This is a genomic window from Draconibacterium orientale (assembly GCF_900111425.1).
GTDB classification, from domain to species: domain Bacteria; phylum Bacteroidota; class Bacteroidia; order Bacteroidales; family Prolixibacteraceae; genus Draconibacterium; species Draconibacterium orientale.
In genome coordinates this window covers 22775-38178 of the sequence record NZ_FOHT01000028.1, presented here as the reverse complement: position 1 = coordinate 38178, position 15404 = coordinate 22775, and the positions used below count along the sequence as shown (strand labels likewise).

The following is a 15404-nucleotide window of genomic DNA, read 5'->3' as shown; positions in this document are numbered from 1 at the left end:
ATGGCCTACCTGCTTATAAATAATCGAATTTTAAAAGAAGCAGAAACCAACCTTACACCTTTTCTGTTAAACACGCCCGATGTGTATAAACACAGCATTTGGTTTGGTTTTGGCGGAATTCCGCTGCTCGACGAAAACCTGGACATCGTGGAAATAGAATTAAAAACTCTCGGACACGATCTTCCTGACCTGTTTAAAAACCGCCGCGAATTATTCAGGCTACTGAAACGGATGCTCAATAAAAACCGGTTTTACCGGACCGGATTGATCACTTTTCAGTTTTTTATCTCTGAAGAAAAAATCGATTACCTGATTACCTGTAAAGCTTTCGAGGATTTTGATTTCCCAGGTATCAAACAGGGGCTTCTCCTGCAGGTGTCAGAACTGAAACTGGTTAGCCATTCTCAAGCTTATAACTCTTGCTTTACAAAAGCACCATTTTGGGAACAGGTAAAAGCTGAATGTATAAAGACACCAAACGCCGCTGCAGTAATATTAAATGAAAAGGGCATTGTTTGTGAAGGGATTGCCGCCAATCTTTTTATGATTAAAGAAAATGTACTTTTTACGCCAATGATAAAAACAGGTTGTTACGGTGATGTAATTCGCCCGCAAATTATGCGACTGGCGAATGAAATAAACATGAAAGTGGTAGAAACTGATGATTTGGAACCAACGTATCTGCAAGAGATGGATGAAATATTCTTTGCTTCTGAAACGAAAGGAATACAATGGGTTTTAGGATTTAATAACCGACGTTACGTTCATGAATTTTCCGACCGGATTTATTCTGCTTTAAATCAATTTTTAGAAAGGAAAACAGAAAATCAGAGATGAAAAGCGAAAAGTGTTAAGTCAAGTCTTAAATGTCGGCTAAGTTGAAGTTATTGTTTGAATTTTTCGAAATCAGAAAAAGAAAGCATAGCCCTAGCTACGTGAGTGTTTTTATGATGAGTAAAAACGAAAAAGAACAATACTTGGGGCGATAGAGCAGGCTTGACCTGACACTAGTTAAGCGCGGGATTCTCAGGAAAATTTTCCCATACCGAATAACGGTTACCGGCTTTTTTTACAAAATCGAACCACGACGATTCACTCAAATCTTTCATTACATCGTTTTGCTCAACATCTGTTACCAACCACGAATCCTCTTTTAATTCCTCCTCTAACTGACCTCCATCCCAGCCGGAATAGCCAAGGAAAAACCGAATATCTGAAGGATTTATCTTTCCTGTGCGAATGTCTCTTTTCAACACTTCAAAGTCGCCCCCCCAATACAAGTCTCCCATCACATGAATACTTCCCGGAAGTTTATCGCCCAGTTTGTGAATAAAATAAATTGAATCGGTAGAAACAGGACCTCCTAAATACACATCGGCATTAAAGTCAGGAAAATCCGGGAACGCATCCTGCACCGGAAAATCGACCTTTTTATTCAGGATAAACCCCACTGCTCCTTTTTGACTAAAAGCAACGAGAAATACCACCGAACGATTAAAATAATTGCCTGCCAAAAATGGTTCAGCAATTAAAACCCGCCCCTTTTGTGGTGCAATGTTATTCGATTTTATTTTGAATATGTCAAGATTCTCATTCATTCTAAAAGCAATATAAGAAATTTATATTGGCTATCAAATAGCAGCTAATCTTACACTAATCTGTAACGGATTTATTAATAGAATGTTTTAATCGCAAGAAATTATTGTTTATCAAAAGTTACTCTACTCTTCTTCAACAATAATAAAAACATCCTCGTCGGGTTTCGACATTTGGTATTGTTCGCGGGCAAATTTTTCCAGTTCCGCTTTCCCTTTATTCAGGTCCTGAAGCTTTTGTCTGTCGGAGGCAATGCGTTTCTGGTAATATTCTTTTTGTTGCTTCAACTCATTCAGCTGACGCTTGCTTTTCGCATGAGAAACAATGCTGTTTTCATCAAAAAATATAATCCAGACAGCAAAAAGAATAAAGGCGATAACAAACTTGTTACCGATGCTTTTAAAATTTCCGGACTTAAATATTTCCTTGTTCATGTTCCTCTAAATGTTGATATACCGATAATGAAAAACATTGAGCCTTTAGTTCACTTCTAATGCCTGTGTTTTTCCATATCGGGCATTAAACCAATTTAAAAATAGTTGACAATAGCCTAAACATTTTCAAAATTGGTATCACAAAAGTAGAATCTTTCGCGACCAAAAAAAAGAGGAACCGAACAATTCCGATTCCCCTTTTTCAACAGTTTAACCTTAATAACCTGAATTTCAATTATTAATATCTATTCATTATCCGGCTGAAAATTCGGATAAGTATAATCTATCGGTGGTACAAAGTTTTCTTTAATCGTGCGGATTGCCGTCCAGCGAAGCATGTTAAAAATAGAACCTGCTTTGTCGTCGGTACCCGAACCACGCGCACCACCGAATGGCTGCTGGCCTACAACAGCACCTGTTGGCTTGTCGTTAATGTAAAAGTTACCTGCGCAGTTTTCCAAACGTTTTGAAATTTTCTCGATATTGTAACGGCTTTGCGACCAAACAGCACCTGTAAGTGCATAAATCGAAGTTGTATCAACCAGATCAAGCGTTGCATCCATGTCTTCGTCTTCGTAAACGTAAACCGTAAGCACAGGGCCAAACAACTCTTCTTTCATGGTAATGTAATCTGGTTTTTTAGCCAGAATAACTGTTGGCTCAACAAAATAACCAACTGATTTATCGCAGTTTCCGCCAAAAATCACTTCAGCATCTTCGTCTTCTTTTGCCTGGTCGATAAAACCTTTCAGTTTATCAAACGACGACTCGTCGATAACGGCATTCACGAAATTGGTGAAATCTTCAACCGGCCCCATTTTTACGGTAGCCAGCTCAGCGCCTAATATCTCTTTTACTTCCGGCCAGATACTTGCCGGAACATAACATCTTGAAGCTGCCGAACATTTCTGTCCCTGGTATTCGAAAGCACCACGCAACATCGCAATGGCCAGTTCGCGTTTTTTAGCTGTAGGATCAGCAAAAATGAAGTCTTTTCCACCCGTCTCGCCAACGATACGTGGGTATGATTTGTATTTGTAAATGTTCTCGCCAATGGTTTTCCAAATGCTTTGGAATACAGCTGTTGAACCGGTAAAGTGAATTCCGGCAAACTCAGGATGAGTAAGCACAGTATCGGCAGCAACAGGACCCGATGCATAAACCAGGTTGATAACACCATCAGGTAAACCGGCTTCTTTAAAGATTTCCATAATTACACCAGCTGAATAAACAGCAGTTTTCGATGGTTTCCAAACGGCAACGTTACCCATCATGGCAGGTGCTGCAGGAAGGTTTCCGGCAATTGATGTAAAGTTGAACGGAGTAAGTGCGAAAACAAAACCTTCCAACGGACGGTATTCGTTGTAGTTCCAGATACCTTTTGCCGACTCGGGCTGAATTTTATAAATCTCAGTCATTACCTGAACGCCGAAACGTAAAAAGTCGGCGAACTCACAAGCCGCATCAATTTCGGCCTGGAAAGCATTTTTTGATTGTCCCAGCATCGATGCAGCATTGATTTTTGCACGATATGGTCCTGCCAAAAGATCAGCTGCTTTCAGGAAAATTGACGCACGGTGTTGCCACGACAGGTTTGCCCACTCTGTTCTGGCTTCCAAAGCCGCATCAATTGCCATTTCAACGTGGCTGGCATCGCCCTGATTATAATAGCCTAAAGTATGCGCAATTTCGTGAGGTGGAAACATCCGGACTTTTCTGTCGGTATAAACTTCTTTTCCTCCAATAATCATTGGCTGGTCGAGTTCTTCCGAGCGTAATTCCTGCAATTTAGCCTGCAGCTCTGCTCTTTCCGGAGATCCCGGAGCATAACTTAAAACCGGTTCGTTTTTAGCAACCGGAACGTTGTAAATTCCTTTTGGCATAATTCTTTAATATTTATCGTTTGTAATTCTTCTGGTCTGTTTATGCAAATCTAAAAAATCGCATTCTCACAAAGCATAACAAAAATCATAATCGAAAAACAGAGTTTAAATCAACCGTCTTATAGCCAAACATTTAGAACAAAAACCCTTAAAAACAAAATAAAAATCAGGTTTTCAGTTTCCCATTTTGACAATTTTTCCCCGAAAAATCGTTTGATTTGCCGAGACGTACCTGTTTTTTAATATTTTTACATTATTGTTAAAAAGGATATATAAAATATTAGCAGAAAGATTCTGGGCTGCTAAAACTGATCATGAAAAAAGGCAGCTTTTTCAGCTTCTGTTATTTTGGGAAGTTGCGGGAGTTCTGTCGTTATTTTTATCGATACGCGAGCTAATTCTTGCGGCGCCTAAAAGCGATCTGGTGAGCTATCTTCTTCTTCTTTCGGTTTCAATTTTAGGCATAGTTTGCACTTTTAATGCAAAAAAGAATTGCGCCACCAATGTTATTTTTTCGTTACCCGTTTTTATTTACGCCTTTTACATCTCGGACTTAACACAACATGCACCGCTAATTGAAACAGTACATCTTTCGGTGTGGTGGCTAATGGCCGGGCTGGTTTTTCTGTACTATTTCTCGTTGATGGAAACTCGGGTGATCATTTACTTTTTTGTGTCGCTGGCGCTAATTTGTTTTCACCTGCTGAAAGCCGGACATTTAAGCGATGCATTTACTTATTTCGATCCTTTTGCCAGCAACCCTGTTTTAATATTCACAGCCTTTTTTCTGGCAACCTTTTATCTCCGTAAAAAACTGATTACAAACATTGAAGTTCTGACCGAGGAAATCAACTCGAAAAACGAAGCAATTCACCGTGTTTTACAAAACACTTCGTTTCTGATTTCGCGACTACGCGCCTTACGCGACGAAGACGGAAATATCACCAACCTGGTGGTGGAAAAAATAAACAATGCCTTTGAAGCGGCTTTTAAACGCAATTTGTACGAAGTGCAGGAACAGGAAGCCGAATACGTATTCGACCTTATTTTTAAAGGCCGCTTTGATGTAAACAAAACCGTTCTTTTCAATAAAAAGAGTGTGACTGAGTTTTATGCCGACACCCTCGATAAATGGTTTAAAATTCATGTGCTAAATCCATCCTACAACTCCTACTACCTGGTTTTTGAAGACATTACAAAAACCAAAAAGCAGCTTGCAGATTTGGAAGCCAGCAAACGGCGCTACAAAGTACTACTTGAGGCGATTCCTGATATTTTCTTTGTTATTGATAAGGATGGTATTTACGAGGACTTTGTAATAAAAGAAGGCAACCTGTTTAAAATTGAGGACTCGAATATTATTGGCAGCTCTATTTTTAATGCCGGATTTCCGGATAAATTGGCACACAAGATCTACTCATGTATTCAGCATTGTATTAAAAACGACACGATTGAAAGTATTGAATACTCGTTAAATACTCCCAACGGAACATTTATGTTCGAAATGCGCCTGGCCAAACTCAATGCCAATGCAGTAATTTCGGTGGCGCGCGATATTACCAAACGTAAAACTGCAGAATTCGGTCTGGAAAAAGCACTCGTAAAAGCAGAAGAATCCGATCGGTTAAAATCGGCGTTCCTCGCTAACCTGTCGCATGAGATTCGCACACCAATGAACATTATCTCCAACTTTACGCGCATGCTGGCCGATGATTCGCTCGATGGATTGGAACGACTGGAACTCACCGAAGCCATCACACAAAACGGTCAGCAATTATTAAATATGATCGACAACACGGTGCATCTGGCAAAAATTGAAACCGAGAATATTCCGGTTCATGCCACTTTCAGCAAAATAAATCCGCTGCTTCGCGAAATTTACAATGCCTATTTTGCCGAACTTCCGGATAGCAAGGATATTCGCATTAGCTTAAAAACCGATGTTGCCACTCCTGAATTTGGCTTTTCTACCGATCCGCAGTTACTGAAAGAGGCGATGACAATTTTGGTTGACAACGCTGTAAAATACACCTTAAGCGGACAAGTTACTTTCGGCTTTGAGATGGTACGCAACGACTTTGTGAAGTTTTATGTTGCCGACACTGGAATTGGTATTCCTGAGGAAGATTACGAACACATCTTCAGTCGTTTTTACCGCGTGCAGAATAAAATAAACCAAACGACTTCAGGTTCCGGAATTGGATTGCCAATTGCCCAGCATTACGTTACGCTTTTGGGCGGGGAATTGGAATTTGAATCGAAAGTGGATAAAGGAAGTAATTTCTGGTTTATGCTACCTTTTAGCGACGGACGAGGTTACATGAAAATCGTAAGCTAATGTCAGTTGGCAGTTCCAGTTAAGAGTTTTCAGACGCAGTTGACAGTTTTCGGTTGCAGTTTTCAATTGGTTGTCAAACATTTCAAACTATTTCAAACAACAGAAACCAGAAACAATATCAACCACTTAGTACCTGTTTATAACGGAATTTAATTGACGGTATCCGACCAACCTGTCATAACGGCCGGCTAAATCACGGTAATACACCAGAATCTGATAATCATTACTGGTTTCCCAAAAGCTTCCTTCAATATTGGTGTGGTCGGCTACTTTTGCTCCCTGCGGCACATAAACGTAGATATAATTATAATAGCCCTGCTTTAACAACAAAGTCAATTCATATTCTCCGCGCTCGAAATTATAGGTCATTTCATTGCTTTTGTTGGCATTCCAGTTGCTTAGCGCTCCAAATACATTCACCGATCCACCAAGTAACGGCGCTTCCAGTGGCAATGTAAAATGCACAAAGGTATAATCGCACTCGGTATCATAATCGCGCACCTCCTGGTCCTGGCTTTCCACCACGTACATCCCGTTCATTTCTTCGTACGAGAAAAACGGTTTATTGGCACGCACTTCATCAATTTTAACTGTTTTATGAAAATAAGGCCGGTGAAAATCGGTGGCAATCACATTTTCGCCATTCATCCGGTTGGTTCGATTGTCGAAATACCGAAACTCGTTTCCTGCCGGAAATACATTTTCGCGGTTATAATCGTAATCCAAAATCCCTTCCCGGATATACAGTGGCTTCAAATTTCGAATGGCATTATCCCAACGGTTATTCTGCATAATTACCACCTTCACTTCTTCTCGCGGATTTAAGATAGACAAATTGGGATGGTGTATTTTAAAATCAACCTCGTGGTTGCTGCCTTCAAAAGCATCGGCGGTGGCGCGCCGCACCGTTCCTTCAATACGTACAGCATTTTCGTAGATATAAAAACGTTTCGTTAAAACCACCTTTTCCTTATCCTGATCTTCATAAACCACCAAAACATAATTTCCCGAAAGTTTAAAGCGCATCTGATCATTGGGCAATTCAATACGGTAATTTACATAGCTAAAAGTGGTGTTAAACGACAAAGCATAATCATCAACAGGATTTTCGATAAAACCATCGATGTATTCGTCCTGCGAAATAAAACTCTCGTTCCAGTCGGCATCGCAATGCACCACGGTGTAGTAATAATCTTTTACCCCTTCCGAAAGGTCATCGAATTTAAAAACCAATGTAATGTTTTCGTTCAGTCCCATTACCGGGTTCGAGAGCTCGAAACCACTCCTATAGGCCTGCACCGTTTTTATATTCTCGCGGTTAATGGCATTTTCGTAGTAAAAATTCTCCTCCTGCCCTATGGCCCCCAAACTTAAAATCAGGAATAATATAGTGGTCAAAAAAACAGTTTTCATTTGTTTTGCTTTGTTATTGTTGGTATTGTTCTGCCCTTACTTTTTTCGCAATTATTCTTTTCTAAAAAACAGCTAAAATGCTTACTAACTGTATCGCAAAAAATAGTGCATGCCTTGTTAAAACGTAAAAATCTGCAATTCGTATCTCATATCAAAACCGAAAACACAAATTTCGCAGAAATGTGTCGCCTTTTTATAGTTAAATCGTTAAAATAGATAACAAAATGTTAATTTAATCTGAAGATAAATAACGACGGAATTAATTTCTTATTTCATTCAACTACTGACACTTACGAATACTATTCCGATATACACATATCTTCATATTTGAAACCGTTGAACTTTTGCTATAAAGCATTGCGAAAAGCCAATAAAATTAATACTTTTGCCCACTTAAAAATAATACATTCTTAATTCAATATGTCAGAAGTAATTAAGTTAAGGAAAGGGCTTAATATAAAGCTAAAAGGAAGTGCAGAAAAGGCACTTGACAAATTGCCGGTTCCGGCAACAGTAGCTCTGAAACCCACCGATTTTCCGGGACTTACTCCAAAACTTAGTGTAAAAGTTGACGCTGAGGTTAAAGCCGGCGACGCTTTGTTCTACGACAAATATCATCCCGAAATCTTATTTACTGCTCCCCTTGGAGGAAAAGTAGTATCGATTAACCGTGGTGAACGTCGTAAAATTTTGGAAGTAGTTATTGCAACCGACGAGAAAATTGGTTCAGCCGAATTTAAAAAAGCTGATCCATCAACCTTATCGGCGGAAGAGGTGAAGGAACAAATTTTGAAAAGTGGTTTATGGCCGTTTATCAAAAAACGTCCGTATGGTATTATCGCCAATCCGGAGGAGAAACCAAAAGCCATTTACATTTCAACATTCGACACGGCTCCATTGGCACCCGATTACAATTTTGTTATCGATGGCCAAATGGATACATTCCAAACCGGTGTTAACGCATTGGCTCAACTTACCGAAGGAAAAGTAAACCTTGGAGTTTCAAAGGATTCGGCTTTTACTTCGCTAAAAAATGTTGTGGTTAATACGTTCGAGGGTCCTCACCCTGCAGGTAACGTTGGTATTCAAATCGCCAATACATCTCCGATTAACAAGGGAGAAGTGGTTTGGACCATTAACGTTCAGGATGTATTGTTTATTGGTCGCCTGTTCGAAACCGGAAAAGTTGATTTTACAAAAGCTGTTGCTTTAACCGGATCAGAGGTTAAAACACCTAAATATTACCAAACTACTTTGGGTGCACCTGTTGCTACAATAGTTGGCGGTAAATTGGTAGAAGCCGATTACAACCAGCGTATTATCAGCGGTAACGTACTTACCGGAACCAAAGTATCTGAAAAAAGCTATGTTGGTTTTTACGATTCGCACATCAGTGTTATTCCTGAAGGCGATGAGTACGAATTTTTAGGCTGGGCCGATCCTGGTTTTAACAAATTCAGTGCAACCAAAGCCTATTTCGGAAAATTGTTCCCGAAAAAAGAGTACACAATGAATGCCAACATACATGGTGGCGAACGCGCTTTTGTTTTGTCGAACCAATACGAAAAACTGGTTCCTATGGATATTCTTCCGGTTTACCTGTTAAAGGCAATCCTGGTGAATGATCTTGACAAAATGGAAAACTTTGGTATTTATGAAGTAATAGAAGAAGACTTCGCCTTGTGTGAATACGCCTGTACTTCAAAAATCGAGGTTCAGAAAATTTTGCGCGAAGGAATTAATACCATGATCAAAGAGCTTGGTTAATCATTACAAGTAACTAATTAGTCTTTTAAGAGATGAAATTTATAAAAAACTTTTTTGAAAGGACAGAACCGCTGGTTCAGAAGGGAGCCAAATACCACTGGCTCAATTCGGTACACGACGGATTCTTTACATTTTTATACACGCCAAAAACCACGTCGAAAACGGGTACGCACATTCACGATTACATCGATTTGAAACGTACCATGTCGATTGTTGTTTTATCGGTGGTTCCGGCTTTGTTGTTCGGAATGTACAACGTAGGAGTGCAGCACTTTAAAGCCATTGGCGAATTGGCCTCAACAGGATTTTTCGACATCTTCCTGTTTGGTTTAATTAAAGTACTTCCAATTGTAATTGTATCGTATGCAGTAGGTTTAGGAATTGAATTCGTTTTCGCTCAACTGCGCGGTCACGAAATTCAGGAAGGATTTCTGGTATCGGGTATGCTTATTCCACTTATTATGCCTGTAAATACTCCGCTTTGGATGATTGCTGTTGCAACAGCTTTTGCCGTAATTCTGGGTAAAGAGGTATTTGGTGGAACCGGAATGAACATCTGGAACCCGGCGCTGGTAGCACGTGCTTTCCTTTTCTTCGCTTATCCGGCACAAATGTCGGGCGACTCGGTTTGGATTGCATTAAAAGACACCGATAAAGTAGTTGACGGTTTTTCAGGAGCAACTCCAATGGCCGATGCAGCAGCAGGACACTTAAATTACAGTGTAGCCGATGCATTCTTTGGTTTTATCCCCGGATCGATTGGTGAAACATCGACACTGGCCATTCTTATCGGAGCTGTATTGTTGATCATTACCGGAATCGGAAGCTGGAAAATTATGGTTTCAACCATTGCCGGTGGTGCAGTAATGGGACTTATCCTTAACGCATTTTCGGGCAGTGCAGGTTTATCGCCTGAAGTTGCTACTTACTTTTCAATGCCTTTCTGGCATCACTTAATTTTAGGTGGTTTTATGTTTGGTGCAATTTTTATGGCAACCGACCCGGTTTCGGCAGCACAAACCGAAAAAGGAAAGTGGATCTACGGATTCCTGATCGGTATTCTGGCCATCATTTTCCGTGTGATCAACCCGGCCTTCCCTGAAGGTATGATGTTGGCCATTCTGCTGATGAACACATTTGCTCCGCTTATCGACCACTACGTTGTAGCCGGTCATGTGAAGAGAAGAGTAAAACGAGCTAAAGTTTCTGCATAATTAAAACGAAGAAAAGATGGACAGAAATAGTAATACTTACACATTTTTATATGCAGCCATTATGGTAATTATTGTGGCTGCCGTTCTTGCTTCGGTTTCAATGGCATTAAAGCCAGCGCAGAAAAAGAACGTGGAGATAGAGAAAAAACAAAATATCCTGGCATCGGTAAATATTGAAAGTACTGCAGAGACAGCAGAAGCTATTTACGCTGAAAAAATTGTTGACGAGTACCTTGTTAATACAAAAGGTGAAAAAGTTGACGGTAACGCTTTCACTACCGACCTGAAAAAAGAACGTGCCAAGAGTTTCGACGAAATGGTACTTCCTGTATTTGTTTGCGACACCGAAGAAGGAAGAAAATATGTACTTCCTGTTTACGGAGCCGGTCTTTGGGGACCTATCTGGGGATATGTTTCGGTTAGCGACGATATGAATACCATTTTCGGAGCGAATTTCGACCACGAAGGTGAAACTCCGGGACTGGGTGCTGAAATTTCGACCACTGGTTTTGAAGAGCAATTTAAAGGAAAAGAGATCTTTGATAATTCAGGAGAATTGGTTTCTATTCTGGTTGCAAAAACCGGTCAGGTTGCTCCTGAAGAGCATAAGGTTGACGGAATCTCAGGTGGTACAATTACAAGTAAAGGTCTGGAAGCCATGTTGAAAGACGACTTTACAGGATATGAAGCATTCTTAAACAAGAATAAAAATTAAGAGAGATGAGCGAACCATTATTTTCAAAGAAAAATTTAAAATTACTGTCGGATCCGATAAACGACAGTAACCCGATTACCGTGCAGGTTTTGGGTATTTGCTCAGCGCTGGCTGTTACTGCACAATTGAAACCGTCAATTGTAATGACAATTTCAGTTATGGCTGTTTTGGCATTTGCAAACGTGATTATTTCATTGTTACGAAATACAATTCCTAACCGAATCCGAATTATTGTTCAGCTGGTAGTTATTGCCGCACTGGTAATTTTGGTAGACCAGGTACTTCGTGCTTACGTGTACGATGTAAGCAAGCAGCTTTCGGTGTTTGTTGGATTAATTATTACCAACTGTATTATCATGGGTCGTTTGGAAGCTTTTGCGTTGGGTAACCGCCCATGGCAATCGTTCCTCGATGGAATTGGAAACGCAGCCGGATACGGTTTTATTCTTATCGTAGTTGGTTTCTTCCGCGAATTGCTGGGATCTGGCTCTTTACTGGGTTATAAAATAATCCCCGACAGCTGGTACATTGCGAACGGTGGTTTTTACGAAAACAACGGACTGATGGTACTTTCGCCAATGGCACTTATTGTGGTTGGTGTAATTATCTGGGTTCAGCGTAGCCGTAACCGTAAACTAATTGAAGATTAATTGTAACGCAAAAACAAAATTCAAATGGAAAATCTGATTAATATATTTGTTAAGTCAATTTTTATTGAAAACATGGTATTTGCGTACTTCTTCGGAATGTGCTCGTATTTGGCTGTTTCGAAAAAAGTAAGTACTGCAACCGGTTTGGGAATTGCTGTAGTTTTTGTGTTAGGAATTACGGTACCGGTTAACTACCTGTTAGAGAAATTTGTATTAAATGAAGGTGCTTTGGTTTGGTTAGGCGAAAGCTTTGCCAATGTTGACCTAAGCTTCCTACGCTTTATCATGTTTATTGCCATAATTGCATCAATGGTTCAGTTGGTGGAAATGATTGTGGAGAAATTTGCACCGGTGCTGTACAACCAGCTGGGTATTTTCCTTCCGCTTATTGCAGTAAACTGTGCTATTCTTGGAGGATCGTTATTCCTGCAGCAAAAAGCTTTTGTTAACGTGGGCGAAGCTACCGTTTACGGTATTGGTTCGGGCGTTGGCTGGTTGCTGGCAATTGTAGGTATTGCGGCCATCAGGGAAAAGATCGAATACTCACAAATACCTGGCCCGCTTCGTGGACTTGGAATTACATTTATTGTAACCGGTTTAATGGGATTGGCATTTATGGGATTCGGCGGAATTAAATTGTAGAATTAAAAAACAATTAGCAAGATGATATTATTGTCAGCACAATCAACTGTAATTATTACCAGTGTTGTTTTCTTCCTGAGTGTAATTATTCTGTTGGTGGCCTTACTTTTGTTCGCCAAAAAGAAACTTACGCCATCAGGAACTGTAAAGGTTAGCATTAACGAAGGCGATCTGGAAATTGAAACTGAACCGGGAAATACCCTGTTATCGACTCTCGGTAACAATAAAATTCTTCTTCCATCGGCATGTGGTGGTGGTGGAACTTGTGCAATGTGTCGTTGCCAGGTTGTAGAAGGTGGCGGCTCAATTCTGCCTACCGAAACTGGTTACTTTACCCGTAAAGAGCAAAACGACAACTGGCGTTTGGCTTGTCAGGTAAAAGTAAAAGAAGACATGCAAATTAAAATTCCACAAGAAGTACTTGGTGTTAAAAAGTGGGAATGCGAAGTGGTTTCAAACCACAACGTGGCTACTTTCATCAAAGAATTTGTGGTTAAACTACCTGAAGGCGAAACGCTTGATTTCAAATCGGGTGGATATATTCAGATCGATGTACCTAAAATCGACGTAGACTTTAAGGACATGGACATTGAAGAAGAATACCGCGAAGAGTGGGAAAAATTCGGCATGTTCGACCTGGTTATGAAAAACCCGGAGCCTACATTCCGTGCATATTCTATGGCAAACCACCCTGCCGAAGGTAACATTGTAATGTTGAACATTCGCATTGCAACTCCACCTTGGGACCGTGCAAACAACGGATTTAAGAAAGTTAATCCGGGTATCTGTTCATCCTACATCTTTAACCTGAAACCGGGCGATAAAGTAACCGTATCGGGTCCTTACGGAGAATTCTTCCTGAAAGACAACGACAGCGAAATGATGTTCGTAGGTGGTGGTGCAGGTATGGCGCCAATGCGCTCGCACTTATTCCACTTGTTCCATACCATCAAAGAATCGAAAAAGAAAGTTACTTTCTGGTACGGAGCACGTTCGTGGAAAGAAGTTTTCTACTACGATCAGTTTAGAGATATCGAGAAGAACTTCCCGAATTTCGAATTCCATTTGGCGCTCGACCGTGAAGATCCTGAAGCCGATAAACTTGGAATTGAATACAAAACAGGGTTCGTTCACCAGGTAATTCACGATAACTACCTGAGCCAGCATGAAGAACCGGAAGAAATCGATTTCTACATGTGTGGACCACCAATGATGAACGATGCGGTTCAGAAAATGCTTTACGATTTAGGCGTTCCGGACGAAAACGTACTGTTCGACGACTTTGGATCATAGATAGTATTGAGTACTGAGAATCCAGTATCAAGTATCCAGTATCCAGAACAAAATATTTCAAAGCCACTTCTCTTTTTATGAGGAGTGGCTTTTTTAATACCCTTCCCCTACTAAGGGTTCATGCAGGTTTTCGCAGAAAAACGTTCACACAACGGGTGACAGTAAATCAGCGCTCATCTGCAGAGTCCGTTAAACTACCTCGCGCGTTGTCTGAAACGCATGTTTCTTGTTCATCGAACAAATCCCATCGTTTTCTGTAGAAACCGGTGGATTCTTCAAAAATACAGCAGAGTTCAGTACTATTAAATTGCGAGTTCCGGTTAAATTATTTTAATATTGAGCACAGCTTAATACTTTTGCATGCGAGATGAAGAGAAAGCAAACTATAGCAGCAATGAACGAACGGGGCCGAAGAAACGAGCCTTTTGTTTTTGTGATTGACTTTGAGACCACAACAGCAAAACTATTCAGACCCGACGAAACAGACAAAATATGGTGGCAGGCCAATAAGCAATCGAATTTTGCCCGGCCGGTAAGCGAAGAAAAAGAAATAGAATGGGAAACGAAGCCGGTTTCCTTCCGCCAATATAAAAAGGGATATGATCTTGTTCAGCATCACATTCACAACGGCGATACGTATTTGCTGAATTACACGCAGCCCACAACGGTTAAAACCAATCTGTCGCCGGAGGAGATTTTTCACCTCAGCGAGGCGCGTTATAAGGTGCTGCTCAGGGATGAGTTTGTGTGTTTTTCGCCCGAGATATTTGTGCAGATCGATGCCGGGAAAATTTCGTCGTTCCCCATGAAAGGGACAATGGACGCCAGTTTGCCGAATGCCAAAGAGCGAATTTTGAACGACTCGAAAGAGCTGGCCGAGCACAATACCATTGTTGACCTGATACGAAACGATCTGAGTTTGGTGGCCGAAAATGTAACAGTAGAAAAATTTCGTTACCTGGAACGATTAAAAACCAACCAGCGCGATTTGTGGCAGGTAAGTTCGAAAATAAGCGGCGACCTGCCCGAAAACTATACGGAACAGATTGGCGATATCATTTTTAAAATGTTGCCGGCCGGATCGATTTGCGGCGCACCAAAAAAGAAAACCGTGGAGATTATAAGAGCGGCCGAAAACTACGATCGCGGTTTTTACACCGGTATTTTTGGCTATTTCGATGGGCTCAACCTTGACAGCTGTGTGCTGATCCGCTACATGGAAACAAAAGATGAACAACTGATATACAAAAGCGGCGGAGGTGTAACTTTTTTAAGCAACGCCGAAAGTGAATATGAAGAGCTGTTGAAGAAAGTTTATATTCCGGTTTTTAGGAAGGATTGATGGAGATTGAAAAGAGATTGATGCAGATTGATGGAGATTGATGGAAGAATGCTTTAATGCGGAAATGCTTTAATGCTTTAATGCTTTAATCGTTGATCTACTTTGTGAAACTCTGTG

13 protein-coding genes are annotated in these 15404 nt (G+C 40.6%); 9 read left to right on the top strand and 4 right to left on the bottom strand.

The features are described 5' to 3' along the window. A complete protein-coding gene (locus BMW53_RS14990; protein ID WP_051568110.1) occupies positions 1-837 on the top strand; it encodes an aminotransferase class IV in 837 nt (278 codons plus the stop codon). Positions 838-1007: 170 nt separating this feature from the next. Here BMW53_RS14990 and BMW53_RS14985 read toward each other — a convergent pair whose 3' ends face one another. The 3 genes from BMW53_RS14985 to pruA all read right to left on the bottom strand — a co-directional run bounded on the left by BMW53_RS14985 (position 1008) and on the right by pruA (position 3913). After that, positions 1008-1598 carry a YqgE/AlgH family protein gene (locus tag BMW53_RS14985; RefSeq protein WP_038563196.1) on the bottom strand — a complete coding sequence of 197 codons (591 nt, stop codon included), beginning with the start codon at positions 1596-1598 and terminating at the stop codon, positions 1008-1010. 123 nt (positions 1599-1721) lie between these two features. After that, positions 1722-2030, bottom strand: coding sequence for an FtsB family cell division protein (locus tag BMW53_RS14980; protein ID WP_051568111.1), 309 nt, complete (start codon positions 2028-2030; stop codon positions 1722-1724). Between the two features lie 245 nt (positions 2031-2275). Next, a complete protein-coding gene (gene pruA, locus BMW53_RS14975) occupies positions 2276-3913 on the bottom strand; it encodes an L-glutamate gamma-semialdehyde dehydrogenase (RefSeq protein ID WP_038563201.1) in 1638 nt (545 codons plus the stop codon). Positions 3914-4337: 424 nt separating this feature from the next. Here pruA and BMW53_RS14970 point away from each other — a divergent pair, with 424 nt between their 5' ends. After that, positions 4338-6251 carry a sensor histidine kinase gene (locus BMW53_RS14970; protein ID WP_139178192.1) on the top strand — a complete coding sequence of 638 codons (1914 nt, stop codon included), beginning with the start codon at positions 4338-4340 and terminating at the stop codon, positions 6249-6251. 126 nt (positions 6252-6377) lie between these two features. Here the strand turns inward: BMW53_RS14970 and BMW53_RS14965 are convergent, their stop codons facing one another. Continuing rightward, the gene (locus BMW53_RS14965; RefSeq protein ID WP_168136459.1) at positions 6378-7649 is read right to left on the bottom strand and encodes a type IX secretion system plug protein; all 1272 of its coding nucleotides are present in this window, start codon (positions 7647-7649) and stop codon (positions 6378-6380) included. Positions 7650-8084: 435 nt separating this feature from the next. On the opposite strand from BMW53_RS14965, the gene BMW53_RS14960 reads away from it, so the two are divergent. The 7 genes from BMW53_RS14960 to BMW53_RS14930 all read left to right on the top strand — a co-directional run bounded on the left by BMW53_RS14960 (position 8085) and on the right by BMW53_RS14930 (position 15287). Then, entirely contained in the window at positions 8085-9431 is a 1347-nt protein-coding gene (locus BMW53_RS14960) for a Na(+)-translocating NADH-quinone reductase subunit A (RefSeq protein ID WP_038563209.1), read from the top strand. A gap of 32 nt (positions 9432-9463) precedes the next feature. Continuing rightward, entirely contained in the window at positions 9464-10645 is a 1182-nt protein-coding gene (locus BMW53_RS14955; RefSeq protein ID WP_038563223.1) for an NADH:ubiquinone reductase (Na(+)-transporting) subunit B, read from the top strand. Positions 10646-10661: 16 nt separating this feature from the next. Continuing rightward, a complete protein-coding gene (gene nqrC / locus BMW53_RS14950; RefSeq protein ID WP_074780900.1) occupies positions 10662-11360 on the top strand; it encodes an NADH:ubiquinone reductase (Na(+)-transporting) subunit C in 699 nt (232 codons plus the stop codon). Between the two features lie 5 nt (positions 11361-11365). Next, positions 11366-12010 carry an NADH:ubiquinone reductase (Na(+)-transporting) subunit D gene (locus tag BMW53_RS14945; RefSeq protein WP_038563227.1) on the top strand — a complete coding sequence of 215 codons (645 nt, stop codon included), beginning with the start codon at positions 11366-11368 and terminating at the stop codon, positions 12008-12010. Between the two features lie 24 nt (positions 12011-12034). Continuing rightward, positions 12035-12652, top strand: coding sequence for an NADH:ubiquinone reductase (Na(+)-transporting) subunit E (gene nqrE, locus BMW53_RS14940; RefSeq protein ID WP_038563230.1), 618 nt, complete (start codon positions 12035-12037; stop codon positions 12650-12652). A 21-nt stretch (positions 12653-12673) separates the two neighbouring features. Beyond that, positions 12674-13945: an NADH:ubiquinone reductase (Na(+)-transporting) subunit F gene (nqrF, locus tag BMW53_RS14935; protein WP_038563233.1), complete on the top strand. Its 1272-nt coding sequence runs from the start codon at positions 12674-12676 to the stop codon at positions 13943-13945. Positions 13946-14312: 367 nt separating this feature from the next. After that, positions 14313-15287: an aminodeoxychorismate synthase component I gene (locus BMW53_RS14930; protein ID WP_074780897.1), complete on the top strand. Its 975-nt coding sequence runs from the start codon at positions 14313-14315 to the stop codon at positions 15285-15287. Positions 15288-15404: the final 117 nt, after the last annotated feature.